The sequence below is a fragment of the Kitasatospora sp. NPDC088742 genome, from assembly GCF_055584905.1.
In genome coordinates, this window is sequence record NZ_JBVJLD010000060.1 from 20,343 (window position 1) to 43,383 (window position 23,041).

Below are 23,041 nucleotides of genomic sequence, written 5' to 3' on the forward strand. Positions count from 1 at the left end.
ATGGCCGGTGCTATGGCTAAGGAAACGGGAAAGAAGCTGATCGCGCAGAACAAGAAGGCGCGACACGAGTACACCATCCTCGACACGTACGAATGCGGCATGGTGCTGACCGGCACGGAGGTGAAGTCGCTCCGCGAGGGGCGGGCCAACCTGGTGGACGGTTACGCCTACGTGCAGGGCCACGAGGCGTGGGTCGACAACGTGTTCATCCCCGAGTACACCCAGGGGACCTGGACGAACCACGCGTCGCGGCGCAAGCGCAAGCTGCTGCTGCACAAGCTCGAGATCCGCAAGATCGAGTCGAAGGTCAAGGAGACCGGCCACACCCTGGTGCCGCTCTCGCTGTACTTCAAGGACGGCCGGGTCAAGCTGGAGCTGGCCCTCGCGGTCGGCAAGAAGCTCTACGACAAGCGGCAGACCCTGCGCGAGAAGCAGGACCGGCGCGAGTCGGACCGGGCCGTCGCGGCGGTGCGGAAGCGCCAGAAGGGTTAATGGCTTGGCCGGGGCCGGTGCCTGCGCGTACTATGGCTCTCGCAACACCCCCGGAGGGTCCGCCCGCCGGAGCTGTTTGTCAAATGAACATGGGGATGATCGGTTTCGACAGGGGACGTCGAAACAGGAGAAGCGAGCCGAGGAACGCGGCAATGATCTCGTTAACCATCTGTCGCAAAAAAATAATCGCCAACTCTAAGCGCGATTCCCAGCACTTCGCTCTCGCTGCCTAAGCAAGAGTGAATGGGTGTCAGCCCGGGGAGTTCCCGACCCGGATCCTGGCATAATCTAGGGAACTCATCCGCCACCCCGGTCACGGGGGTCGGCGGAAAAAGAAAACAGTGACTGGGCCTGTTGGCGGCTTGTCCGCGTGACTGCCAGGGCCGAGAAAATCACAGCGGACTGCGCTCGGAGAAGTCCTGAATCCACTCCACTGGACCCGGGTTCGATTCCCGGCATCTCCACAGACCCCATGTCGCTTGAAGGCCGCACTCCTCCGGGAGGCGGCCTTCTCGCGTTTCCGCCGTCTCACACCCCGCCGGGCCGCCCCGTGAGAGGACGGTTCCGTCCGGTTCACAGCCCACAACTCGGCCGAAATCACGGCCCGTTAGGGTCAGGCACGTCAGGGCGCCGGGACAGCACAAGGGGAGTGGCGATGAGTGGTGACACGACGGTGCGACGGCGCTGGATCCAGGAGTGGGATCCGGAGGACCGGGCGTTCTGGGAGCGGACGGGGCGCAGGACCGCCAACCGGAACCTGCTCTTCTCGGTGCTCTCCGAGCACATCGGCTTCTCGATCTGGAGCCTCTGGTCGGTGATGGTCCTCTTCATGGGGCCCACGTACGGGATCGACCCGGCCGGGAAGTTCTTCCTGGTCGCGATGCCGACCCTGGTCGGCGCCTTCGTCCGGATCCCCTACACCGTGGCGGTGGCCCGCTTCGGCGGGCGGAACTGGACGGTGGTCTCGGCCCTGCTCCTGCTGCTGCCGGCGCTGGCGGCCGCGTACGTGATGGAGCCGGGGACCTCGTACTCCACCTTCCTGGTGGTGGCCGCGCTGACCGGGCTCGGCGGGGGGAACTTCGCCTCCTCGATGACCAACATCAACGCCTTCTTCCCGCAGCACCGCAAGGGCTGGGCGCTCGGGCTGAACGCCGGCGGCGGCAACATCGGCGTCCCGGTGATCCAGCTGGTCGCGCTCGCCGTGATCACCTCGGCCGGGGCCGCCTCACCCCGGCTGGTGCTGGGCATCTACATCCCGCTGATCGTGGTCTCGGCCACCCTCGCCGCGCTCTTCATGGACAACCTCGCGCCGGTGAAGAACGACACCGGGGCGCTGGCCGGGGTCCTGAGGGAGCGTCACACCTGGCTGATGTCCGTCCTCTACATCGGCACCTTCGGCTCCTTCATCGGCTTCAGCTTCGCCTTCGGCCTGGTGCTCCAGACCCAGTTCGGCCGCACCCCGCTGCAGGCCGCCCAGCTCACCTTCGTCGGCCCGCTGCTCGGCTCGCTGATCCGCCCGTTCGGCGGCTGGCTGGCCGACCGCTGGGGCGGCGCCCGGATCACGCTGTGGAACTTCGCCGGGATGGCGGCGGCCACCGTGGTGGTGCTCTACGCCTCCTCGGAGCGCTCGCTGCCGGTCTTCCTGGCCGGCTTCACCACGCTCTTCGTGCTGGCCGGGCTGGGCAACGGCTCCACCTACAAGATGATCCCGGTGATCTTCGAGGCCAAGGCGCAGAACCGGATCGCCGAGCTCGGGATCGGCGCCGAGGAGGCCGCCGCCTGGTCCCGCCGGATGTCCGGCGCGGCCGTCGGGGTGATCGGCGCGGTCGGTGCGCTGGGCGGGCTCTTCATCAACCTGGCGTTCCGTCAGTCCTTCCTGGTCGCCAAGACCGGCACTCCGGCCTTCGCCTCCTTCCTGGCGGCGTACGCGGTCTGCGCCGCCCTCACCTGGGCCGTCTACCTGCGCCGCCCCACCGCCACCGGGGCGTCCGCCCCGGCGAAGGAGCGCGTCGCCGTCTGAGCCCCGCCCGGGCCGGCCGTCCCACCGCGGGACGGCCGGCCCGGCCCGTGAAACACAGCGGAAATCCGTCCGACCCCGTCGCGACACCACGCAGGGGGAGGATTCCCGTCCACCCACCCTCCCGGCCGGCCGCAGCCGGGGCGCGCACCATCGAAGGACCCACAGTCATGGACGAACTGACGGCCCCTCACTCCGTCGAGCCGGTGCCCCCGCTGGCCGGATTCACCGTAGGCATCACCGCCGCCCGGCGCTCCGAGGAGCTGGCCACGCTGCTCCAGCGCCGCGGCGCCGCCGTGCAGCGGGCCGCCGCACTGCGGATCGTGCCGCTGCCCGACGACACCGAACTCCTCGCCGCCACCCGGGCGTTGGTCGCCGACCCGCCGGACGTCGCGGTGGCCACCACCGGGATCGGCTTCCGGGGCTGGATCGAGGCCGCCGAGGGCTGGGGCCTGGGCGACGAGCTGATCGAACGCCTCGGCAAGGCCTCCGTGCTGGCCCGCGGCCCCAAGGCCAAGGGCGCCATCCGGGCCGCCGGGCTGCGGGAGGAGTGGTCGGCCACCTCGGAGTCCTCGGTGGAGGTGCTGGAGCGGCTGCTGGAGCAGGGCGTCGAGGGCAAGCGGATCGCCGTCCAGCTGCACGGCGCCCCGCAGCGCGACTTCGTCGACTCGCTCACGGCGGCGGGCGCGGAGGTGGTCGAGGTGCCGGTGTACCGCTGGCTGCCGCCGGCCGACCTGGCCCCGCTGGACCGGTTGCTGGACGCCTGCTGCTCCGGCGCGCTCGACGCCATCACCTTCACCTCCGCCCCGGCGGCGATCAGCCTGCTCGACCGGGCGGCGGAGCGCGGCCTGACCGACGAACTGCTGCACGCGCTGCGGCGGGACGTCCTGCCGGTCTGCGTCGGGCCGGTGACGGCCGCGCCGCTGGAGGAGCTCGACATCGCCACCGTCTGGCCCGAGCGGATGCGGCTGGGCGCGATGGTGCAGCTGCTCACCGCCCGCCTCCCGGAGCGCGGGCGCAGGCTCTCGGTGGCGGGGCACCAGCTGGAGCTGCGCGGCCAGGCCGCCCTGGTCGACGGCGAGCTCCGGCCCGTCCCGCCGGCTGGCATGGCCCTGCTCCGCGCCCTGGCCCGCCGCCCCGGCTGGGTGGTGGCCCGCGCCGAACTGCTCCGGGCCCTGCCCGGCAGCGGCAACGACGAACACGCCGTGGAGACCGCGATGGCCCGGCTGCGCGCGGCCCTCGGCACCCCCAACCTGGTCGCCACCGTGGTCAAGCGCGGCTACCGGCTGGCGGTGGACCCGACGGCGGAGCCGGGGGAGAAGTACGGCGCCGTCTAGCGGGCCGACCCGGCCCCGGCGGGCCGGTGCGTGGCGGTGCGGTGAAGGCGGAGTGTGCGGGCATCTGCCGCTGGGCGGCCTCCTGGGCGTAGGATCTTCCGTCCGTCTCTTTTTTCCCGCAGGTTCACAGCCGCCACTGAACGAGGCCATGCACAGCAGCACAGACTCAGACACCGTCCGAGACCGCGAGATCGCCGAGGAGCAGCGCCACCTCGACACCGTCTACCACCGGTTGGAGGAGAAGCTCGCCGAGGCCGAGTACATCCTCGAGGACGCCGCCAAACGCGTCCAGGTCGGCACGCCCGGCGCGCTGGCCGAGCGGGACGCCCAGGTGTACCGCGCCGGGGCGCACCTGCACCGGCTGAACACGGAGTTCGAGGACTTCCTGTTCGGCCGGATCGACCTCCAGCAGGCCGACGCTCCGGAGGAGCACGGCATCCCGTCGCAGACCCCGCTCGACCCGGCCGACCCGGCCGTGGCCGAGACCCTGCACATCGGCCGGCTCGGCGTGCTGGACGCCGAGTTCGGCCCGCTGGTGATCGACTGGCGGGCCCCGGCCGCCGCGCCGTTCTACCGCTCCACCCCGCTCGAGCCCGGCCGGGTGATCCGCCGCCGGGTGATCCGGTCCAAGGGCCGCCGGGTGGTCGGCGTCGAGGACGACCTGCTCCGCCCGGACCTGACGCCGACCCTGGACGGCGAGGAGCTGGCGGTGGTCGGCGACGGCGCGCTGATGGCGACGCTCGGCCGGGCCCGCAGCCACACCATGCGGGACATCGTCTCCTCGATCCAGAAGGAGCAGGACGAGGTGATCCGGGCCCCCGCACCCGGTGCCACCCTGGTCACCGGCGGCCCGGGCACCGGCAAGACCGCCGTCGCCCTGCACCGCGCGGCCTTCCTGCTCTACCAGGACCGCCGCCGGTACGCGGGCGGCATCCTGGTGGTCAGCCCGACCGCGCTGCTGGTCTCGTACACCGAGGGCGTGCTGCCGGCCCTGGGCGAGGAGGGCCAGGTGGCGATCCGTGCGGTCGGCAGCCTGGTGGACGGCATCGAGGCCGGCCGGTACGACACCCCGGAGACCGCGCACGTGAAGGGCTCGGCCCGGATGGTGACGCTGCTGCGCCGGGCGGCCAAGGCCGCGCTGGAGCTCGGCGCCCCGACCGAGCTGAAGGTCTTCGCCCGCGGCGAGGCCCTGCGGCTGGACGCCGGCCGCCTCAAGGCCGTCCGGGGCAACGTGATCGGCAGCGGCGGCACCCCGCTCAACCTGCTCCGCCCGCGCGCCCGCCGGCTGCTGCTGGACGCGCTCTGGCAGCAGGCGGTCCGGCACCAGCCGCGCCCGTCCGACCACTACGCGCGCGAGCAGCGCCAGGAGGAGAAGGAGGCCTTCGACGAGTACGTCTCGGACGAGGCCGCGTTCCTGGACTTCCTGGACGCCTGGTGGCCCGCCCTGACGCCCCGTCGGGTGCTGGCCACCCTCAAGCAGTCCCGGCACACCAACCGGATCGCCCGCCGCGCCGTCACCCCGGAGGAGGCCCGTCTGCTGGCCGACTCCTGGCGGCACCTGACGACCCGTGGGGACGGCGAGCTGTCCGCGCACGACGTCGCGTTGGTGGACGAGCTGCAGCTGCTGCTCGGCGAGGCGGCGGTGCGCAAGGTCCGCGAGGTGGACGCGGTGGACATGCTGACCGGCCTGGACGAGGTGACCACCTACGCCGACCGGATGTCCCGGCAGCGCGAGCGCGTCCCGGTGGAGCGCACCGAGTACGCGCACGTGATCGTGGACGAGGCGCAGGACCTGACGCCGATGCAGTGGCGGATGGTCGGCCGGCGGGCCCGGATGGCCACCTGGACCATCGTCGGCGACCCGGCGCAGTCCTCCTGGCCGTTCCCGCAGGAGGCGCAGGCCGCGATGGACGAGGTGCTGGCCGGCAAGCCGCGCCGCCGTCACACCCTGACCGTCAACTACCGCAACCCCTCGGAGATCGCCGAGGTGGCGGCCAAGGTGCTGGAGCTGGCCGCGCCCGGCACCCCCTCGCCGACCGCCGTCCGCTCCACCGGCCTTCAGCCGCGGTTCGCGGCGGCCGGCTCGGCCGAGCCGGCCGTGGTCGCGAAGGCGGCCCGGGCCGAGCTGGAGCGGCTGCTGGCCGAGGTGGACGGCACCGTCGCGGTGGTGGTCCCGATGGACCGCCGGGCCGAGGCGGCCGGCTGGGTGGCCGGGCTGGGCGAGCGGGCGGTCGCGCTGGGCTCGCTGGAGGCCAAGGGCCTGGAGTACGACGCCACCGTGGTGGCCGACCCGGTCGGCATCGCGGGCGAGTCCGAGGCGGGCCTGCGGGTGCTGTACGTGGCGCTGACCCGGGCCACCCAGCGGCTCACCGTGCTCTCCGGCCCGGACGACCTGCCGGACGCGGACGGGGTGCCGGCGCTGCTGCGCTGACGGGCCGACAGCAGAAGGCCCCCTCACCGGACTTGGTGAGGGGGCCTTCTCAAGCTATGACACCGACCCGCCATGCTCGCCTCGCGGCAAGTGGTCCCTCTGAGGGACGAAGGTTGGGCCCGGGGGCTTGGATCGAGCCGGTGCCTTGTCCAATGTAACGCATCGTCCGGCGAGGGCAAGAAGCCTTGTCGACTCCGGACACTCAATGAACGTTATTTCTATCGAACCCTTGGTGAGTGCGACGATCGAGGTCTAGCATGCCGACTGCGCAGGCATTCAACAAAGTGTTGATTTCAGGAAGAAGGACGTCGATGGCGACGGTGCCCAGTGTCTCGAACTCGATCACGGTCCGGTTGGAGGTGCCCGCCACCGGCAACGCGGTGAGCTCGATCACCACCGCCGTCGAGTCCTCCGGCGGCTCGGTCACCGGCCTCGACGTCACCGCCTCCGGCCTGGAGGCGCTCCGGATCGACGTCACCGTGGCCGCCGCCTCGGTGGCCCACGGCGAGGAGATCGTCGAGAAGCTGCGCGCGATCGACGGCGTGGCGATCGGCAAGGTCTCCGACCGCACCTTCCTGATGCACCTCGGCGGCAAGATCGAGATGTCCTCGAAGCTGCCGATCCGCAACCGTGACGACCTCTCGATGATCTACACCCCCGGTGTGGCCCGGGTCTGCATGGCCATCGCGGAGAACCCCGAGGACGCCCGCCGCCTGACCATCAAGCGCAACAGCGTCGCCGTGGTCACCGACGGCTCCGCCGTGCTGGGCCTGGGGAACATCGGCCCGATGGCCGCCCTGCCGGTGATGGAGGGCAAGGCCGCCCTGTTCAAGCGCTTCGCCGGCATCGACGCCTGGCCGATCTGCCTGGACACCCAGGACGCCGACGAGATCGTCGCCATCGTCAAGGCGATCGCCCCCGGCTTCGCCGGGATCAACCTGGAGGACATCTCCGCGCCGCGCTGCTTCGAGATCGAGGCCCGGCTGCGGGAGGCCCTGGACATCCCGGTCTTCCACGACGACCAGCACGGCACCGCGATCGTGGTGCTGGCGGCGCTCACCAACGCGCTCAAGGTGGTCGGCAAGGACATCGCCGACATCCGCGTGGTGATGTCGGGCGCGGGCGCGGCCGGCACCGCGATCCTCAAGCTGCTGCTGGCCGCCGGCGTCGAGCACGCCACCGTGGCGGACGTCCACGGCGTGGTCCACGAGGGCCGCGAGGACCTCAACGACAGCCTGCGCTGGATCGCCGAGCACACCAACCGCTCGGGCCGCACCGGCAGCCTCAAGGCGGCGGTGGCCGACGCGGACGTCTTCATCGGCGTCTCGGCCCCGAACGTGCTGGACGGCGACGACCTGGCCACCATGGCCGACAACGCGATCGTCTTCGCGCTGGCCAACCCGGACCCGGAGGTGGACCCGGCGGTGGCCCGCCAGACCGCCGCCGTGGTGGCCACCGGCCGCAGCGACTTCCCGAACCAGATCAACAACGTGCTGGTCTTCCCGGGTGTCTTCCGCGGCCTGCTGGACGCCCAGAGCCGGAACGTCAACACCGAGATGATGCTGGCCGCCGCCCGGGCGCTGGCCACCACCGTCGCCGACGACCAGCTGAACCCGAACTACATCATCCCCAGCGTCTTCCACCCCGACGTGGCCAAGACCGTGGCCGCCGCCGTCCGGGAGGCCGCGCTGGCCGCCCGTGGCGAGTCCGAGCCGGCCCAGGCGCGGCCCACCTCGGGCATCGTCGGGACGCTGGACACCACGTCGTTCCCGGCCGTTCAGCTCTGATCCAGCCGCAGCTCGGGCGGGGTGGCGGCCCGCCTCCGGCCCTCCCGAGGGGGTGGCCGGTGGCCGGCCGGCCACCCTACCCGAGCCCGTCCGCCCCGAACCCTTGCGACACAAGGGGAAGGGGCGTGTTTGGGCTTGTCGGTGGCAGGGCGTACGGTAGCCCTGCACGGGGCAGGCGTGTCCGACAAGTACGGAACGTCCCCCTGGGCCCTCGGCGTGTCCCCCCGGGCCGTCGCCCGCTCCGGTCCGCCGGAGCGGACGGAGCGTCACAACTCCGTCCGGCGGGCGCTGTTCGGGTCAACCGCGGCGGGGTCCGATTGGCTTTCTCAGTGTCGGTCGGGGCAGGATTCGTACCCAGGCAGTGCGGTTTGAGGCGCTTCGGGGTGCAAGCCCGACCCCTGACCAACCCTCGCCTGAACGAGCACAGTGTGCGGACCAACGGCCCGGTCGGCCCGCCTCCCGAGGTGGTGCCCCGGCAGGACGGCCGGTGGGCCCCCGCACACAGCAACGCGAACAGACCACAGGAGTACACATGAACCGCAGTGAGCTGGTGGCCGCTCTGTCGGAGCGCGCCGAGGTGACCCGCAAGGACGCCGACGCCGTTCTGGCCGCCTTCGCCGAGGTCGTCGGTGAGGTCGTCGCCAAGGGTGACGAGAAGGTCACCATCCCCGGCTTCCTGACCTTCGAGCGCACCCACCGTGCCGCTCGTACCGCGCGTAACCCGCAGACCGGTGACCCGATCCAGATCCCGGCCGGCTACAGCGCCAAGGTCAGCGCCGGTTCGAAGCTGAAGGAGGCCGCCAAGGGCAAGTGACGCCCCTGGTAGCCCCTGAACACGGCTGTGGCCGGTCTCCCCTCGGGGAGACCGGCCACAGCCGTTTCGCGTGCCGTCCGGATCAGACGGCGACCAGCTCCTCGTTCTTCAGCTCGACCTGGGCGCCCAGGTCACGGAGCTTCTCCATGAAGTTCTCGTAGCCGCGGTTGATCAGGTCGATGCCGTGCACCGTGGAGGTGCCCTCGGCCGCCAGCGCCGCGATCAGGTACGAGAAACCGCCGCGCAGGTCCGGGATGACCAGCTCGGCGCCGATCAGCTTGGACGGGCCCGAGACCACCGCGGAGTGCTGGAAGTTCCGCGCGCCGAAGCGGCACGGGGTGCCGCCGAGGCACTCGCTGTAGAGCTGGATGTGCGCGCCCATCTGGTTCAGCGCGCCGGTGAAGCCCAGCCGGGACTCGTAGACCGTCTCGTGGACGATGGAGAGGCCGTCGGCCTGGGTCAGCGCGACCACCAGCGGCTGCTGCCAGTCGGTCTGGAAACCGGGGTGCACGTCGGTCTCCAGGGCGATCGCCTTGAGCTCGCCGCCCGGGTGCCAGAACCGGATGCCCTCGTCGTCGATCTCGAAGGCGCCGCCGACCTTCCGGAAGGTGTTCAGGAAGGTCATCATCGGGATCTGGTCCGCGCCGCGGACGTAGATGTCGCCCTTGGTGGCCAGCGCGGCGCAGGCCCAGGAGGCCGCCTCCAGGCGGTCCGGCAGCGCGCGGTGGTTGTAGCCCGAGAGCTCCTCCACACCGGTGATCAGGATGGTGCGGTCGGTGCCCATCGAGATGATCGCGCCCATCTTCTGCAGCACGCAGATCAGGTCGACGATCTCGGGCTCCACGGCCGCGTTGCGCAGCTCGGTGACGCCCTCGGCGAGCACCGCGGTGAGCAGCACCTGCTCGGTCGCGCCGACCGAGGGGTAGGGCAGCTCGATCTTGGTGCCCTGGAGCCGGCTCTGGGCCACCAGGTAGGTGCCCTGCGGGTGCTTCTCGATGGTGGCGCCGAACTGGCGGAGCACCTCGAAGTGGAAGTCCACCGGCCGGCCGCCGATGTCGCAGCCGCCCAGGCCCGGGATGAAGGCGTGGCCGAGGCGGTGCAGCAGCGGGCCGCAGAACAGGATCGGGATCCGCGAGGAGCCCGCGTGCGCGTCGATGTCGGCGACGTTGGCGCTCTCCACGTGCGAGGGGTCGAGGATCAGCTCGCCCTCCTCGTCGCCGGTGCGCACGGTCACGCCGTGCAGCTGCAGCAGGCCGCGCACGACCTTGACGTCGCGGATGTCCGGGACGTTGCGCAGTCTGCTGGGGCCCGTGCCGAGCAGGGCGGCGACCATGGCCTTGGGGACCAGGTTCTTCGCACCACGGACGCGGATCTCGCCTTCGAGCGGGTTTCCGCCGTGAACCAGCAGGACGTCGTCGGTCATCGTTCTCGCAATCCGGGGTGACTGAGGGGAGGGAGCGGCTGCGGAGCAGGGCAAACGCGAGTGGAAGGAACTTCCGCCGTTCGGCGAATGCCCTTCCACCACCTGTAGATGGTAATGGGCGGGCGGATGGTTCCCTTGCGCCCTACTGGTGATGGTCGCCTCCTCACCGTCTCCACCGCAGCGACACGGCGGTGCGGTACGGCCGTACGGGTGTTCGCCCACGGCGTGTCGGGGCTCCCCGTGTTGTCCGCCCCGGGCGGGCCCGGCTGGGGGATCATGTGGGCATGACCCCGGCCTCCTCGCACACCGGCCGACTGCTGGTCGCGACCCCGCTGCTCACCGACCCCAACTTCTCCCGGGCGGTGGTGCTGCTGCTGGACCACGACGCGCAGGGCGCGCTCGGCGTGGTCCTCAACCACCCCACCCCGATCGAGGTCGCCGCCGTGCTGGACGGCTGGTCCGCGCTGGCCGGGGCGATGCCGGTGGTCTTCCAGGGCGGCCCGGTCGGCCTGGACTCCGCGCTCGCGGTGGCCGTCGTCCCCGGTGAGCCGGGCGGGGCCGAGCCGCTGGGCTGGCGGCGGGTGCACGGCGCGATCGGCCTGGTCGACCTGGAGGCCCCGCCCGAGGTGCTGGCGGGGGAGCTCGGCGGCCTGCGGGTCTTCGCCGGCTACGCGGGCTGGTCCCCCGGCCAGCTGGAGTCCGAACTCGCCGAGGGCGCCTGGTACCTGGTCGACTGCGAACCCGGCGACATCTTCTCGCCGGAGCCCGAACGCCTCTGGCGTGCGGTCCTGCGCCGCCAGCGCGGCCCGCTGGCCGTCCTGGCGACGTACCCGGACGACCCGACGCTGAACTGAGTGGGCCGCGGGAGGGGGCCGCGGGAGGGGGCCGGCCGGGCGTGTGCCTTCTGTTCGGTTCGGCGGGCCCATAGACTTGAGCGTCATGAGCACTCTTGAGCCCGAGCGCGGCCTCGGTACCGGCACCCTGGTCGAGCCCGTCCCCCAGGTCTCCCACGGGGACGGCGACCACGAGCGCTTCGCGCACTACGTCCAGAAGGACAAGATCATGGAGAGCGCGCTCTCCGGATCCCCCGTGGTCGCGCTCTGCGGCAAGGTCTGGGTGCCCGGGCGGGACCCGAAGAAGTACCCGGTCTGCCCGATGTGCAAGGAGATCTACGACGGCATCGGCAGCCCGCAGGGCGGCGGGGACGACGACAAGAAGTAGCACGTCGCGCGGTACGCGGAACACTTCCCCGATTGGTCTATGCCACTCGGGTGCCGGCGGGGCAGGATGCAGGTCATGGACCTCATTCCTGCCCCGCTGAGTTTCATCCGTCCCGAGACCCCCGGCACCTACGCCCTCGACGCGAGCACCGGACTGACCGCGGACCCCGCGCTGGCCCCGGTCGAGAGCTGGCTGCGCACCGCGCTCGGCGCCGCCACCGGCCTCCCGCTCCCCGCTGCCCCGGGCGGCATCGAGCTGCGGCTCGACGCGTCGGCCGCCCCCGAGGCGTACCGCCTCGCGGTCGGCCCCGACGGCGTGCTGCTCTCCGCGAGCACCACGGCCGGCGCCTTCGCCGGCGCCCAGACGCTCCGTCAGCTGCTCGGTGCCGACGCCTACCGCACCGCCCCGCTGCGCCGCACCGGCTGGGAGCTGCCGTACGCCGAGATCGAGGACGCGCCCCGGTTCGGCTGGCGCGGCGTGCTGCTGGACGTCTCGCGGCACTTCATGCCGAAGGCGGGCGTGTTCCGCTTCCTCGACCTGATGGCGGCTCACAAGCTGAACGTGCTGCACTTCCACCTGACCGACGACCAGGGCTGGCGGATCGAGGTCAAGCGCTACCCGCGCCTGGCCGAGACGGCCTCCTGGCGGGAGCGGTCGATGGTGGGCTTCCGGGCGGCGGACCGCCGGGACGACCGGCCGCACGGCGGCTTCTACACCCAGGACGACCTGCGCGAGATCGTCGCGTACGCGGACGCCCGGCAGATCACCGTGGTGCCGGAGATCGACCTGCCCGGCCACTCGCAGGCCGCCATCACCGCCTACCCGGAGCTGGGCAACACCGACGTGGTGGACACCGCCGCGCTCGGGGTCTGGACCGACTGGGGCGTCAGCGACAACGTGCTGAACGTCTCCGAGGCCACCCTGCGGTTCTTCGAGGGCGTGCTGGAGGAGGTGCTGGAGATCTTCCCCTCGCAGTTCGTGCACCTGGGCGGGGACGAGTGCAGCAAGGACCAGTGGCGCGCGAGCGAGGCGGCCCAGGCGCGGATCCGGGAGCTCGGGCTGGCCGACGAGGACGAGCTGCAGAGCCACTTCATCCGGCACTTCGACACCTGGCTGGCCGAGCGCGGCCGCCGCCTGATCGGCTGGGACGAGATCCTGGAGGGCGGGCTGGCGCCGGGCGCGGCGGTCTCCTCCTGGCGGGGCTTCGAGGCCGGCATCGAGGCGGCGCGGGCCGGGCACGACGTGGTGATGTGCCCGGAGACGCACGTCTACCTGGACCACCGGCAGGGGGCGGGGGAGGAGGAGCCGGTCCCGGTCGGCTTCGTCCGCACGCTGGAGGACGTCTACCGCTTCGAGCCCGTCCCGGCCGAGCTCGACGAGGCGGCCGCCTCGCACGTGCTCGGCACCCAGGCCAACATCTGGACCGAGTTCATGGACGACGCCCGGGACGTGGACTTCCGGGCCTTCCCGCGGCTGGCGGCCTTCGCCGAGGTGGCCTGGTCGGCGCTGCCCGCGCCGGCCGAGCGGGACTGGGCGGACTTCGAACGGCGGATGACGGCGCACTACGCGCGCTTGGACGCGCTCGGCGTGGAGTACCGCCCCCCGGGCGGCCCGCACCCCTGGCAGAAGCGCCCCGGCGTGCTCGGGCGTCCACTCGACGGGCCGAAGGACTCCTGACGGAGTGTGGGAAGCCTCCGGGAACTCCTGACGGCGGCCCGGACGTCAACAACAGATGAAGATCCGATCCGGTGGCCGCCGGATCGGATCGTTCTGTGCCTGGATTCGTCCGGGATTGACACAGCTTGTTCGCGGGCCCGGAAATGATCACAAAGCTTTGTGTGCCAGAGTTGCCCAACCCGCACCGATCGCCCGTACCCTACGGGCCAGGCCACACACCGCCGGGGGACGGCGGGGCAGTTGATGAGCAAGTGGAGCACGGTGGATTCCTGGTGAACCGGACGATCATGCTGCCGGCCTCGCTCGACGAGGCCGTCGAGGCGCTCGCCGCCACACCCGGCGCGGTACCGGTGGCCGGAGCCACCGACCTGATGGAGGCGGTCAACGCCGGACGGCTCCGCCCGGCCGCCCTGATCGGCCTCGGCCGGATCACCGAACTCCGGGGCTGGCGCTACGAGGACGGCGGCACCGCCGTGCTGGGCGCGGGCCTCACCTTCGCCCGGATGGACCGGCCCGACTTCGCCGCGCTGATCCCCGCGCTGGCCGACGCGGCCCGCACCGCCGGCCCCCCGCAGACCCGCAACGTCGGCACCCTGGGCGGCAACATCGCCACGGCCGCCCCCGGCGGGGACACCCTGCCGGTGCTCGCCGCGCTGGAGGCCGCCGTCACGCTGGCCCGGCCCGGCGGCAGCCGGGAGGTGCCGGTCAGCCACCTGCTCACCGGTCTGGACCCGGTCCGCCCGGGTGAGCTGCTCACCTGGGTGCGCGTGCCGCTGCTGCACGCCCCCCAGGTCTTCCTCAAGGCCACCGGCCGCAGCGGCCCGTCCCGCGCGACCGCCTCCGTCGCCCTGGTGCTCGACCCGGCCCGCCGCGCCGTGCGCTGCGCCGTGGGCGCCGTCGCGCCCGTACCGCTGCGCCCGCTGGAGGCCGAGGCCTGGGTGGCCGGCTGCATCGACTGGGACGCCCGCGGCGACCAGGCCGCCGACGCCATCGACCCGGCCGCCGCGGCCGCCTTCGGCGAGTACGTGGCCGCCGCCTGCGTCCCCGACGGGGCGCTGGAGGGGGAGGGGGCCCCGGCCGCCGCCGCCCGGCTGCGGCGTACGGTATCCGTGCTGGCCCGACGGGCGCTGGGAAGGGCACTGAAGTGACGGATCTGGTGAGCGACAGCCTCGGCGCCGGGGTCGGTGGCGCGGTCATCGGCGCGGTCGGCGGCGACCTGCGTCCGACCGCCTCGTACACGTTGCGGGTCAACGGCTTCGACCGGCCCGTCAGCGACGCCTGGATCGGCGAGAGCCTGCTCTACGTGCTGCGCGAGCGGCTCGGCCTGGCCGGTGCCAAGGACGGCTGCGAACAGGGCGAGTGCGGGGCCTGTTCGGTGCAGGTGGACGGCCAGTTGGTGGCCGGCTGCCTGGTGCCGGCGGCGCTCGCCTCGGAGAGCGAGATCGCCACCGTCGAGGGCCTGAGCGCGGACGGCTCGGCCAGCGACGTCCAGCAGGCGCTGGCCGACTCGGGCGCGGTGCAGTGCGGCTACTGCACCCCCGGCATGGCGATGGCCGTGCACGACCTGCTCCAGCGCAACCACCGGCCCAGCGAGGTCGAGGCCCGGCAGGCACTCTGCGGCAACCTCTGCCGCTGCACCGGCTACCAGGGCGTGCTGTCCGCCGTGCAGACGGTGGCGGAGGCGCGCGGGCTGGCCGAGGAGGAGGCGCTGGCCGCCGCCGAGGCCGCCGTGGCGGAGGGTCAGGCCGCTCCGGCGGCGCAGGCCGCTGCCGGGGGCGGGGTCGGGGCCGGGGTCGGGGCTGCTGGGGCCGCTTTCGCCGCCGAGGCCGCCGCTGCCGCCGCCGCCGACCTCGCGGCCACCGGTGAACTCCCGCTCTACGCCGACTCCGAGGCCTGGGTCGAGGCCGAACCGGCCCTCCCCGAGTACGGTCTGACCACCCATCAGACCGGCGTCTACGAACCGGGCTTCCCGGCCGGCGCCGCGTACGGCCCCGGCTTCGACCCGGCCCCGTACGACCCGGGCCACGACGCCGTCTACGAGCCGGTGCAGGGCGAGGCCACCCCCGCGCACGGCACCGCCTACGACGGCCCGGCCGGCACCGGGACCCCCGCCCACGGCACCCCGTACGTCCCGACCCCGGCGCACGGCACCGCCTACGACCCGGGCACGGTCTACGAGGGCGGTTTCGACCCGGCCTACCAAGCCTTCGACGGCGGCTACCAGGCCGGTTACGACCCGGCCGCCGCCCAGGCCCACGACGGCACCACCCCGCCGCACGGCATCCGGCACCCCGAGGACGATCGCGCATGAGCTCGCCCACCGACCTCACCGCCCCCGCGGCACCCGCCGGTGCGGAGGCCGAACTCCCGGACGGCGCCGAGTCGTTCGGCCTCGGCACGTCCGCCCGGCGCAGCGACGCGCTGCCCAAGGCGCTCGGCATCTACCCCTACGCCTCCGACCTCTGGGCCGAGGGCCTGCTCTGGGGCGCCGTGCTGCGCTCCCCGCACCCGCACGCCCGGATCGTCTCGGTCGACACCAGCGCGGCCCTCGCCGTCCCCGGCGTGCACGCCGTGGTCACCGCCGCCGACCTGCCGCCCTCCGCGGGCCCGTCCGCCGCCGGTGACCTGCCGTCCGCCGTCGAGGGCCTGCCGTCCACCGCCGAGGGTCTGACGGACCGCCGGGGCGTCGCCGACCGCCCGGTGCTCGCCGACGGGCTGGTCCGCCACCACGGCGAACCGGTCGCCGCCGTCGCCGCCGACCACCCCGACACCGCCCGGCTGGCCGCCGCCTCGATCGTGGTCGAGTACGAGCTGCTGGAGCCCGTCACCGACCCCGAGCAGTCCTTCAACTGCCCGCCGCTGCACCCCGACGGCAACCTCTTCCGCCACCTCCCGCTGCGGACCGGCGACCCGGAGGCGGTCGGCGAGATCGTGGTCGAGGGCCTCTACCAGGTCGGCCGCCAGGACCCGGCCCCGATCGGCGCCGAGGCCGGCCTCGCCGTGCCCCGCCCCGACGGCGGCGTCGAACTCCACCTCTCCTCCACCGACCCGCACGGCGACCGCGACCGCACCGCCGCCTGCCTCGGCCTGGAGCCCGACCGGGTCCGCCTGGTCGCCACCGGCGTGCCCGGCGCCACCGCAGACCGCGAGGACCTCTCCTTCCAGGTCGTGCTGGCCCTGCTCGCGCTGCGCACCGGCCGCCCGGTGAAGATGACCCTCACCCGCGAGGAGTCCTTCCACAGCCACACCAGCCGGCACCCCGCCCTGCTGCGCTACCGTCACCACGCCGACGCCGAGGGCCGGTTGGTCAAGGTCGAGGCGCAGATCCTGCTGGACGGCGGCGCCTACGCCGAGGTCTCGGCGGAGTCGCTGGCCGCCGCCACCGCCTTCTCGGTCGGCCCCTACACCTGCCCCAACGTCTTCGTGGACGCCTGGGCCGTGCGCACCAACAACCCGCCCGCCGGGCGGATGCGCGGCGAGGGCGCCCTGCAGACCTGCTTCGCGTACGAGTCCCAGCTCGACCAGCTCGCGGCGCGGCTGGGCCTGGACCCGGTGGAGATCCGCCGCCGCAACGCCATGGCGACCGGCGACCCGCTGCCCACCGGACAGGCCGTCACCTGCCCCGCCCCGGTGGCCGCCCTGCTCGACGCCGTCTCCACCGCCCCGCTGCCCTCCCTCCCGGTGGACGACCCCGACAGCGAGTGGCTGCTCCCCGGCGGCCCGGGCGGCGCCGGTGACCCGGCCGCCGTCCGGCGCGGCATCGGCTACGCCCTCGGCATGGTCCACATGCTCGGCGCCGAGGGCGAGGACGAGGTCTCCACCGCCACGGTCCGGGTCAGCGGCGACCACGCCACCGTCATCTGCGCCGCCGTCGACGTCGGCCAGGGCTTCGCCACCCTGGCCCGGCAGATCGTCCAGTCCGTGCTCGGCGTCTCCGAGGTCTACATCGCCCCGGTCGACAGCGACCAGTCGGCGGCGGGCCCGTCGGCGCGGGGGCGGCACACCTGGGTCAGCGGTGGTGCGGTGGAGCGGGCCGCGGTGATGGTCCGTCACCAGCTGCTCCAGCCGATCGCCGCCAACTTCGGGATGTCGGTCGAGCTCCTCACCATCGCCGACGGGAAGATCTCCTCCTACGACGGCGTCCTCGGCATGCCGGTCTCCGAAGCCCTGGAGGGCAAGGAGCTCTGGGCCACCGCCCAGTGCCGCCCGCACCCCACCGAGCCGCTGGACGAGAACGGGCAGGGGGACGCCTTCGTCTCCATCGCCTTCTGCGCGATGCGGGCCGTCGTCGACGTGGACATCGAACTGGGCGCGGTGCGGGTGGTCGACGTGACCGTCGCCCAGGACGTCGGCCGGGCCCTGAACCCCCGTCAGATCGAGGACCGGATCGAGGCCGGAGTCGCCCAGGGCGTCGGCCTCGCCCTCCTGGAGGACCTCCGCACCGAGGGCGGCCGCCTCCTCAACCCCTCCCTCACCGGCTACCGCCTCCCCACCGCCCTCGACACCCCCGAGGTCCGCATCGCCGCCCTCCTCGAGGAACGCGACGTCGTCGCCACCTTCGGCGCCAAGGCCGTCAGCGCCGTCCCCGCCGTCGCCGCCCCCGCCGCCGTGGCCGCCGCCGTCCGCGCCGCCACCGGCCTCCCCGTCGCCCGCCTCCCCATCCTCCCGGAGGACGCCATCACCGCGTGACGGCCCCGTTCGCTAGGGTGACCTCCCGTAGACACTCAGCACCGGCCGGGGGGCTCCATGGTTCGCACACATCCCGCGTCCGCCGAACCGAACGGAACGAGGACCGACGGCATGCGCCGACCCACCACCGCCCTGGCGGCCGCCACCGTGCTGACACTGGCCCTGACGGGCTGTTCGCTGCTGGGTGACGAGAAACCCGCCTCCGCCGAGCCGGCCGTGAAGCTGCCGGTGGCGGCGGAGACGGTCGACCCGGGGACCGGCGAGCCGGTGACGAAGCAGAAGAAGACCAAGACGGTGGAGATCTGCACCCTCTTCAACGCTTCGGACATCAACCGGGTCACGAATGACGAGATGGAGGGCACGCTAGCCGCCGGTGGCAGCTACTGCGTGGTGTCCACGAAGAAGACCCAGCTTGCCGTCGACGTCATGTCGACCCGCTACGAGCAGGGCCTCCAGGAGCAGGGGGGCGGCGGCACCAACCTCCGGATCGGCGGAAACCGGGCCTCTCAGAAGCTGGGTATCGGCAGGGACGGGAAGGAGCAGTGCAGCGTCGTCGTGCAGTTGAACAGCATCAACGAGTTCGGCGACAACGCGGTGCGAATCGAGATCGGCAACTACGCCAAGGGCACGAAGCCGGACCTCTGCGGAGTCGCTCGGAACGTCACGCAGATGGTCTTCGACAAGATCCCGGCGGCGACCGGACGTCCCGGCACCGGCGGCGTTAGTGCGGAAGCTGTGTAGCCGTGTGGCCTCCTGCCCGGTGCAGGTGGTCGGGCGATACGATCGAGCGGTCCGTGCCCTGACGGTGCGGCTGTGGTCTCCAACTGACGGGGTACGGGGTAGGGATGACGCTCAATAGGACTTGGCGCGCGCTCGGTGCCGCGACGTTGGCGGCCGGTCTGCTGGCGACCACGGCTCCGCTGGCCTCGGCGGACCAGGTGCGGGACGCGCAGTGGCCCATCCAGCAGTTCGACCTCCAGAAGGCGTGGGCGGTCAGTAAGGGGGACGGTGTCGTCGTCGCGGTCATCGACTCCGGCCTCGACCCCAACCACCCGGACCTCGCCGGACAGGTGCTGCCTGGGTTCGACCCGGGGGGCAAGGGGCGGGAGAACATTTCCACCGGCGACGGTCACGGCACCTCCATGGCCTCGATCATCGCGGGCAGGGGCCATGGCAACGGTGAGGGCGTGATCGGGGTCGCTCCCGGAGCCAAGATCCTGCCGATCTACAAGAGCACCGCGGACAACCTGGATGCCGTCCCTGAGGGCATCCGCTGGGCAGCTGACCATGGCGCGAAGGTCATCAGCATCTCGCAGGGGAGCAGCGGCCCGACCTCGGCCAAGGAACAGGCGGCCGTGGACTACGCCCTCTCGAAGGACGTGCTGGTGATCGCGAGTTCCGGCAACGACGGAACGACGCCGATGCACAGCCCGGCCAAGACACCTGGAGTGCTGGCAGTTGGCGGCACCGGGAAGAACGGCAAGATCTGGGCGAAATCCAACTACGGGCCAGAGATTCTGGTCGTGGCGCCGGCCGACGAGATCGTATCGGCCGGGGACTGCTCGGGCGGCAAGTACTGCATGGGGAACGGTACGTCGCCCGCGACTGCCTTCGTCTCCGGTGCCGCGGCGCTGCTGCGGGCCAAGTACCCGAACCTGACGGCGGGACAGATCGCCAACCGAATCGTGAAGTCGGCGAAGGCACCAGCCGGAGTGACCGTCCCCGACCAGCGCTACGGCTACGGCCTGATCCGCCCGTACGAGGCGTTGACCCAGGACATCCCCGCCGGCCCGGCCCAAGGCCCTCTCGCCGTCAAGGGCGGGGCGTCCGCGAGCTCCGGCAGTACGCCCGGGACGACGAGTCCGACCGCGGGTGCCGGCTCGCTCGGCGGTACCGGCACGGGGGACACGGCGCCCGAGGTGAAGGACTCGGACGGGTTCTCCTTCGTGGGCAAGGGGCTCGCCATCGGTGGAGCCGTTCTCCTCGGCCTGCTGCTGGTGTTCGTCCTGATCGTGGTGCTGATCGTCCGAGCGGCGAAGCGCCGTCGTTCCGCCGCTGCCCCGCAGTTCACCCCGCCGCCCGGTCAGGCGCCGTACGGCTACCCGCCCGCGCAGCCGCCGTACCCGAACCAGCCCTACGGCCAGCAGCCTCCGCCGCCCGGGTACCCGCAGCAGGGCAACCAGCCGCCGTACCAGAATCCTTATGGATCCGGTGGCAACCAGTGACGCTGAGGGTGTGTCAGGCCCCTCCGCACAAGCGATACGATCGAACGTCCTGACCGCGTGACAACAACCGGTCGGCCGGGCGTCAGCAGCGCCTGAAACAGTCAGACGGGGAAGCAGACACTCCAGGGGGAGGAGCCGGATGTCGAACGGATACCGGGTCAACACCGATGAGTTGGAGGCGGTCGTCAGGCGACTGCGGGCGCTCCAACAGAACCTCGGCCAGACCGCGAACAGCAGCAAGTACAACACCGTGATCGGGCCGAACGACTTCGGTGGAAGTGGTTTCAAGGAGGCCAAGGCGCTCGCCGATGCCCACGACGGCATGCAGACCTTCCTTGCGAAGACGATCGCCGATCTGAACACGCTGATCAACGAGTTCGGTGACAAGACCCAGACGGTGAACGACAACTACCGCGGCACCGAGTATGACCAGAAGTCCGCCATGGACTCCCAGAAGGCAGGCTGACATGGGAAGCCGTTCGTACTTCGAGGACCACCCGCTGATCCCGCTCCAGAAGATGCTGAGTGGATCCAACCCCGGACGCCTCAAGGAGGTCGCCGACCACTGGAAGAACGTCGACGCCGAACTTCGGGCCGCCGCCGACGACTTGCAGAAGGCCGTACAGCACGCGTTGCAGAGCTGGGAGGGCAAGGCGGCCGAGGGCTTCACCCAGTCCGCCACCCGTATCCAGACCAGCCTGACCAACACCGCGAGCTACGCGGTCCGCACGTCCACCGCGGTGGACTACGCCGGCAAGGTGTTGGAGCAGAGCAAGTCCGTCATGGGGGACATCGAGGTCCCCAGCCGCCTCGAGAGCGGCATGAAGTTGGTCGGCGACCTCGGTCAGCGGTCCGATGCACAGTTCAAGGCAGACCTTGCGGGCGGCATGGACCGTGCATCGGCGGTCAACAAGAACTATGACGAGTTGTCGGCCACCGAGATCGCGCACCAGCGTGCGATCGTGGTGATGGAGCACCTGGCTCCGCAGTACGAGGACGCGGTCAAGTTCATGGGGGACCCGCCCCGTATCGACGACGGCGGTGACCCGCGCAAGCCGTTCCCGCCGGAGCCGACCAAGCCGCAGACGCCTCCGCCGGTGAAGCCGCAGCCGCACATCGCCCCGCCCACCCCGAACACCCCGGACGGGCACGACAAGCCCGGGTGGACGCCGCCTAACAGCACGCCCGGCATCCCGAAGCCGGATGCGCCGCACTCGCCGATCATCCCGGGCGGCCCGAACGGGCCGGGGATTCCGGACAACAAGGTGCCGACGCCGGTGCACCCGCTGCCGGGTGGGCCGCGGCTGGACAGTGTGAATCCGCCGGTGACGACGCTGCCGACGCCGGGGCACAACGTGCCGACGGTGCCGACGGGGCCGGGAGTCGGTGGGGGTGGCGGTGGGCTGCACCCGACCGGGCCGATCGGGATTCCGGGGATCGGTGGCGGAGTCGGTGGTGGCGGCGGTGGCCGTGGTGTCGGCGGTGGTGGTGCCGGTGGCGGTCGTGGGATCGCCGGTGGCGCGGGCCGCGGTGGTGCCGGGGCCGGCGCTGGTGGTGCCGGAGCGGGTGCCGGCCGTGGTGCCGGTGCCGGGGCCGGTGCTGGTGGGGCCGCTGGTTCGGGCCGGGCGGGTACGCCGGGTGCGGGCGGCATGCCGGGTGGTGCTCACGGTGGTGGCGCCGGTGGCAAGGCCGGGAGTGGCAAGCCGAGTCTGGTCCGCCGTGAGGGCGGGGCGGTCGGCGGGGCCAAGGGCGGCGGGGCCAGTGGCCGGTCGTTCACCCAGGGCGGTTCTGGTCTCGGCCAGGGCGGTCAGGGGCGCGGTGGCGCGGCCGGTGCCGGTGGCATGCCCGGGATGGGCGCGGCCGGTGGCAAGAAGAAGGACAAGAACGGCAACCGTCCGGACTACCTGGTCGAGGACGAGGACACCTGGCGTACCGGCGGCAAGGCCAACCCGCCGGTGATCGACTGACCGGGCGGTTCGTGCCGGACGGAAGGGGCCCGGCCGTGGGAGAGATCCTGCGGCCGGGCCCCGGCCGTTTTTCCGGATTTCCGGCGGGACCGAATTCTCGGGGGATTGCCGGAAAAGGGAATGCCGAATTCACCCACCGGGGAAGGGTGGGTGAATTCGGCAGTTGGAGGCCATGACGGGAATCGAACCCGTGTTCACCGCTTTGCAGGCGGTTCCCTAAACCACTCGGGCACACGGCCGGGAAGGGGGTGACGGCAGGTCAGTGACGCTTGCCGGCAAGGGAGGAGAGATCAGCGACAGGAGCAACAACAGGGAGCGGCACAGGTGCGGGGCGCTGCGATCGCCACCGTCTTCCTGCTCATGGCCTGCTCCTGTCGGTCCGGCCCCGGAATCCCCGGGGCGCTGCGTGAATTCATGGTGGCGGATAAACGGAGCCCGCGTCAATCCCCGAACGTGAATTCCGTGTGTCGCGGTGCGGATGTGCGGATCTGCGTGCGTGCTAGCCTCGGAGGCAGGTGAGTGATCACCCCCGGACGAGGCGCGTCGTACCCGGAACGACAAGACGGCGCAGTAGTGATGTCGAGACCTACTGCGAGGAGTGCCCGTCGTGGCCTGGATCGTGTTGATCGTTGCCGGTGTGCTGGAGACCGTGTGGGCCGTCGCCCTGGAGGCGTCGAAGGGGTTCTCCCGGCTGGTGCCGAGCGTGGTGTTCGGGGTGGCCCTGGTGCTGAGCATGGGCGGGCTGGCGTACGCGATGAAGAGCATCCCGTTGGGGACGGGGTACGCGGTCTGGGTCGGGATCGGGGCGATCGGGACGGCGGTGTACGGGATGGCCGTGATGGGGGACGCGGTGACGGCGGCCCGGGTGACCTGTCTGGTGCTGATCCTCGGTGGCGTGGTGGGGCTGAAGGTGCTGCACTGACCCACCCGGCCGGGGCCTAGGACCTGCGGGGTAGCGAGA

The 23,041-nt window shown here is 72.1% G+C and carries 19 protein-coding genes, 1 tRNA gene, 1 other RNA gene and 1 riboswitch; of the genes, 18 read left to right on the forward strand and 3 right to left on the reverse strand.

Annotated features, from left to right (window positions below; translation table 11 throughout):
* The first annotated feature begins 12 nt into the window (after positions 1 to 12).
* The 5 genes from smpB to ACZ6ZR_RS33635 all read left to right on the forward strand — a co-directional run bounded on the left by smpB (position 13) and on the right by ACZ6ZR_RS33635 (position 6,277).
* Positions 13 to 492 (forward strand): SsrA-binding protein SmpB, encoded by a 480-nt coding sequence (gene smpB / locus ACZ6ZR_RS33615; protein ID WP_465648947.1) that lies wholly within the window; start codon positions 13 to 15, stop codon positions 490 to 492.
* A 91-nt stretch (positions 493 to 583) separates the two neighbouring features.
* Positions 584 to 959: a transfer-messenger RNA gene (gene ssrA, locus ACZ6ZR_RS33620) on the forward strand.
* Positions 960 to 1,147: 188 nt separating this feature from the next.
* Positions 1,148 to 2,512, forward strand: coding sequence for a nitrate/nitrite transporter (locus tag ACZ6ZR_RS33625; RefSeq protein WP_465648948.1), 1,365 nt, complete (start codon positions 1,148 to 1,150; stop codon positions 2,510 to 2,512).
* Positions 2,513 to 2,679: 167 nt separating this feature from the next.
* A complete protein-coding gene (locus ACZ6ZR_RS33630; protein WP_465648950.1) occupies positions 2,680 to 3,846 on the forward strand; it encodes a uroporphyrinogen-III synthase in 1,167 nt (388 codons plus the stop codon).
* Between the two features lie 148 nt (positions 3,847 to 3,994).
* Complete coding sequence (locus ACZ6ZR_RS33635; RefSeq protein WP_465648951.1) at positions 3,995 to 6,277, forward strand: HelD family protein; 2,283 nt, start codon at positions 3,995 to 3,997, stop codon at positions 6,275 to 6,277.
* 202 nt (positions 6,278 to 6,479) lie between these two features.
* Here ACZ6ZR_RS33635 and ACZ6ZR_RS33640 read toward each other — a convergent pair whose 3' ends face one another.
* The gene (locus tag ACZ6ZR_RS33640; protein WP_345290463.1) at positions 6,480 to 6,674 is read right to left on the reverse strand and encodes a hypothetical protein; all 195 of its coding nucleotides are present in this window, start codon (positions 6,672 to 6,674) and stop codon (positions 6,480 to 6,482) included.
* Between ACZ6ZR_RS33640 and ACZ6ZR_RS33645 the strand changes: the two genes are divergently transcribed.
* Together ACZ6ZR_RS33645 and ACZ6ZR_RS33650 are read left to right on the forward strand one after the other, a co-directional pair.
* The gene (locus ACZ6ZR_RS33645; RefSeq protein ID WP_465648953.1) at positions 6,589 to 8,064 is read left to right on the forward strand and encodes an NAD-dependent malic enzyme; all 1,476 of its coding nucleotides are present in this window, start codon (positions 6,589 to 6,591) and stop codon (positions 8,062 to 8,064) included. The genes ACZ6ZR_RS33640 and ACZ6ZR_RS33645 overlap by 86 nt on opposite strands.
* A 532-nt stretch (positions 8,065 to 8,596) precedes the next feature.
* Positions 8,597 to 8,878 carry an HU family DNA-binding protein gene (locus tag ACZ6ZR_RS33650; protein ID WP_104816345.1) on the forward strand — a complete coding sequence of 94 codons (282 nt, stop codon included), beginning with the start codon at positions 8,597 to 8,599 and terminating at the stop codon, positions 8,876 to 8,878.
* Positions 8,879 to 8,960: 82 nt separating this feature from the next.
* Here the strand turns inward: ACZ6ZR_RS33650 and murA are convergent, their stop codons facing one another.
* Positions 8,961 to 10,301 carry a UDP-N-acetylglucosamine 1-carboxyvinyltransferase gene (gene murA, locus ACZ6ZR_RS33655; RefSeq protein WP_465648955.1) on the reverse strand — a complete coding sequence of 447 codons (1,341 nt, stop codon included), beginning with the start codon at positions 10,299 to 10,301 and terminating at the stop codon, positions 8,961 to 8,963.
* A gap of 284 nt (positions 10,302 to 10,585) precedes the next feature.
* Between murA and ACZ6ZR_RS33660 the strand changes: the two genes are divergently transcribed.
* The 10 genes from ACZ6ZR_RS33660 (at position 10,586) to ACZ6ZR_RS33705 (ending at position 22,080) form a co-directional block, all read left to right on the forward strand.
* Complete coding sequence (locus ACZ6ZR_RS33660; RefSeq protein ID WP_465648957.1) at positions 10,586 to 11,155, forward strand: YqgE/AlgH family protein; 570 nt, start codon at positions 10,586 to 10,588, stop codon at positions 11,153 to 11,155.
* An 85-nt stretch (positions 11,156 to 11,240) separates the two neighbouring features.
* Positions 11,241 to 11,522, forward strand: a complete 282-nt coding sequence (locus ACZ6ZR_RS33665) for a DUF3039 domain-containing protein (RefSeq protein WP_465648959.1) — start codon at positions 11,241 to 11,243, stop codon at positions 11,520 to 11,522.
* Positions 11,523 to 11,597: 75 nt separating this feature from the next.
* The gene (locus ACZ6ZR_RS33670; protein ID WP_465648961.1) at positions 11,598 to 13,199 is read left to right on the forward strand and encodes a beta-N-acetylhexosaminidase; all 1,602 of its coding nucleotides are present in this window, start codon (positions 11,598 to 11,600) and stop codon (positions 13,197 to 13,199) included.
* A gap of 287 nt (positions 13,200 to 13,486) precedes the next feature.
* The gene (locus ACZ6ZR_RS33675; protein ID WP_465648987.1) at positions 13,487 to 14,347 is read left to right on the forward strand and encodes an FAD binding domain-containing protein; all 861 of its coding nucleotides are present in this window, start codon (positions 13,487 to 13,489) and stop codon (positions 14,345 to 14,347) included.
* Positions 14,344 to 15,510, forward strand: coding sequence for a (2Fe-2S)-binding protein (locus tag ACZ6ZR_RS33680; protein WP_465648963.1), 1,167 nt, complete (start codon positions 14,344 to 14,346; stop codon positions 15,508 to 15,510). The genes ACZ6ZR_RS33675 and ACZ6ZR_RS33680 overlap by 4 nt, the downstream gene beginning before the upstream one ends.
* The gene (locus tag ACZ6ZR_RS33685; protein ID WP_465648964.1) at positions 15,507 to 17,888 is read left to right on the forward strand and encodes a xanthine dehydrogenase family protein molybdopterin-binding subunit; all 2,382 of its coding nucleotides are present in this window, start codon (positions 15,507 to 15,509) and stop codon (positions 17,886 to 17,888) included. Before ACZ6ZR_RS33680 ends, ACZ6ZR_RS33685 begins: the two co-directional genes overlap by 4 nt.
* Positions 17,889 to 17,999: 111 nt before the next feature.
* Positions 18,000 to 18,629, forward strand: coding sequence for a DUF3558 family protein (locus ACZ6ZR_RS33690; protein WP_465648966.1), 630 nt, complete (start codon positions 18,000 to 18,002; stop codon positions 18,627 to 18,629).
* A 146-nt stretch (positions 18,630 to 18,775) separates the two neighbouring features.
* The gene (locus ACZ6ZR_RS33695) at positions 18,776 to 20,113 is read left to right on the forward strand and encodes a S8 family serine peptidase (protein WP_465648968.1); all 1,338 of its coding nucleotides are present in this window, start codon (positions 18,776 to 18,778) and stop codon (positions 20,111 to 20,113) included.
* A 139-nt stretch (positions 20,114 to 20,252) separates the two neighbouring features.
* Positions 20,253 to 20,579, forward strand: a complete 327-nt coding sequence (locus ACZ6ZR_RS33700; RefSeq protein WP_465648970.1) for a hypothetical protein — start codon at positions 20,253 to 20,255, stop codon at positions 20,577 to 20,579.
* Position 20,580: 1 nt separating this feature from the next.
* Positions 20,581 to 22,080 (forward strand): WXG100 family type VII secretion target, encoded by a 1,500-nt coding sequence (locus ACZ6ZR_RS33705; RefSeq protein ID WP_465648972.1) that lies wholly within the window; start codon positions 20,581 to 20,583, stop codon positions 22,078 to 22,080.
* Positions 22,081 to 22,244: 164 nt separating this feature from the next.
* Here the strand turns inward: ACZ6ZR_RS33705 and ACZ6ZR_RS33710 are convergent.
* A tRNA-Cys gene (locus ACZ6ZR_RS33710) sits at positions 22,245 to 22,319 on the reverse strand.
* Positions 22,320 to 22,594: 275 nt separating this feature from the next.
* Positions 22,595 to 22,652, forward strand: a riboswitch (guanidine-III (ykkC-III) riboswitch).
* A 35-nt stretch (positions 22,653 to 22,687) separates the two neighbouring features.
* Here ACZ6ZR_RS33710 and ACZ6ZR_RS33715 point away from each other — a divergent pair.
* Entirely contained in the window at positions 22,688 to 23,002 is a 315-nt protein-coding gene (locus ACZ6ZR_RS33715; RefSeq protein WP_396297825.1) for a DMT family transporter, read from the forward strand.
* Positions 23,003 to 23,041: the final 39 nt, after the last annotated feature.

Coding starts and splice junctions, on each gene's coding strand:
- smpB (WP_465648947.1), top strand. CDS start 13: ATGGCTAAGGAAACGGGAAAGAAGCTGATCGCGCAGAACAAGAAGGCG.
- ACZ6ZR_RS33625 (WP_465648948.1), top strand. CDS start 1,148: ATGAGTGGTGACACGACGGTGCGACGGCGCTGGATCCAGGAGTGGGAT.
- ACZ6ZR_RS33630 (WP_465648950.1), top strand. CDS start 2,680: ATGGACGAACTGACGGCCCCTCACTCCGTCGAGCCGGTGCCCCCGCTG.
- ACZ6ZR_RS33635 (WP_465648951.1), top strand. CDS start 3,995: ATGCACAGCAGCACAGACTCAGACACCGTCCGAGACCGCGAGATCGCC.
- ACZ6ZR_RS33645 (WP_465648953.1), top strand. CDS start 6,589: ATGGCGACGGTGCCCAGTGTCTCGAACTCGATCACGGTCCGGTTGGAG.
- ACZ6ZR_RS33650 (WP_104816345.1), top strand. CDS start 8,597: ATGAACCGCAGTGAGCTGGTGGCCGCTCTGTCGGAGCGCGCCGAGGTG.
- murA (WP_465648955.1), bottom strand. CDS start 10,301: ATGACCGACGACGTCCTGCTGGTTCACGGCGGAAACCCGCTCGAAGGC.
- ACZ6ZR_RS33660 (WP_465648957.1), top strand. CDS start 10,586: ATGACCCCGGCCTCCTCGCACACCGGCCGACTGCTGGTCGCGACCCCG.
- ACZ6ZR_RS33665 (WP_465648959.1), top strand. CDS start 11,241: ATGAGCACTCTTGAGCCCGAGCGCGGCCTCGGTACCGGCACCCTGGTC.
- ACZ6ZR_RS33670 (WP_465648961.1), top strand. CDS start 11,598: ATGGACCTCATTCCTGCCCCGCTGAGTTTCATCCGTCCCGAGACCCCC.
- ACZ6ZR_RS33675 (WP_465648987.1), top strand. CDS start 13,487: ATGCTGCCGGCCTCGCTCGACGAGGCCGTCGAGGCGCTCGCCGCCACA.
- ACZ6ZR_RS33685 (WP_465648964.1), top strand. CDS start 15,507: ATGAGCTCGCCCACCGACCTCACCGCCCCCGCGGCACCCGCCGGTGCG.
- ACZ6ZR_RS33690 (WP_465648966.1), top strand. CDS start 18,000: ATGCGCCGACCCACCACCGCCCTGGCGGCCGCCACCGTGCTGACACTG.
- ACZ6ZR_RS33700 (WP_465648970.1), top strand. CDS start 20,253: ATGTCGAACGGATACCGGGTCAACACCGATGAGTTGGAGGCGGTCGTC.
- ACZ6ZR_RS33705 (WP_465648972.1), top strand. CDS start 20,581: ATGGGAAGCCGTTCGTACTTCGAGGACCACCCGCTGATCCCGCTCCAG.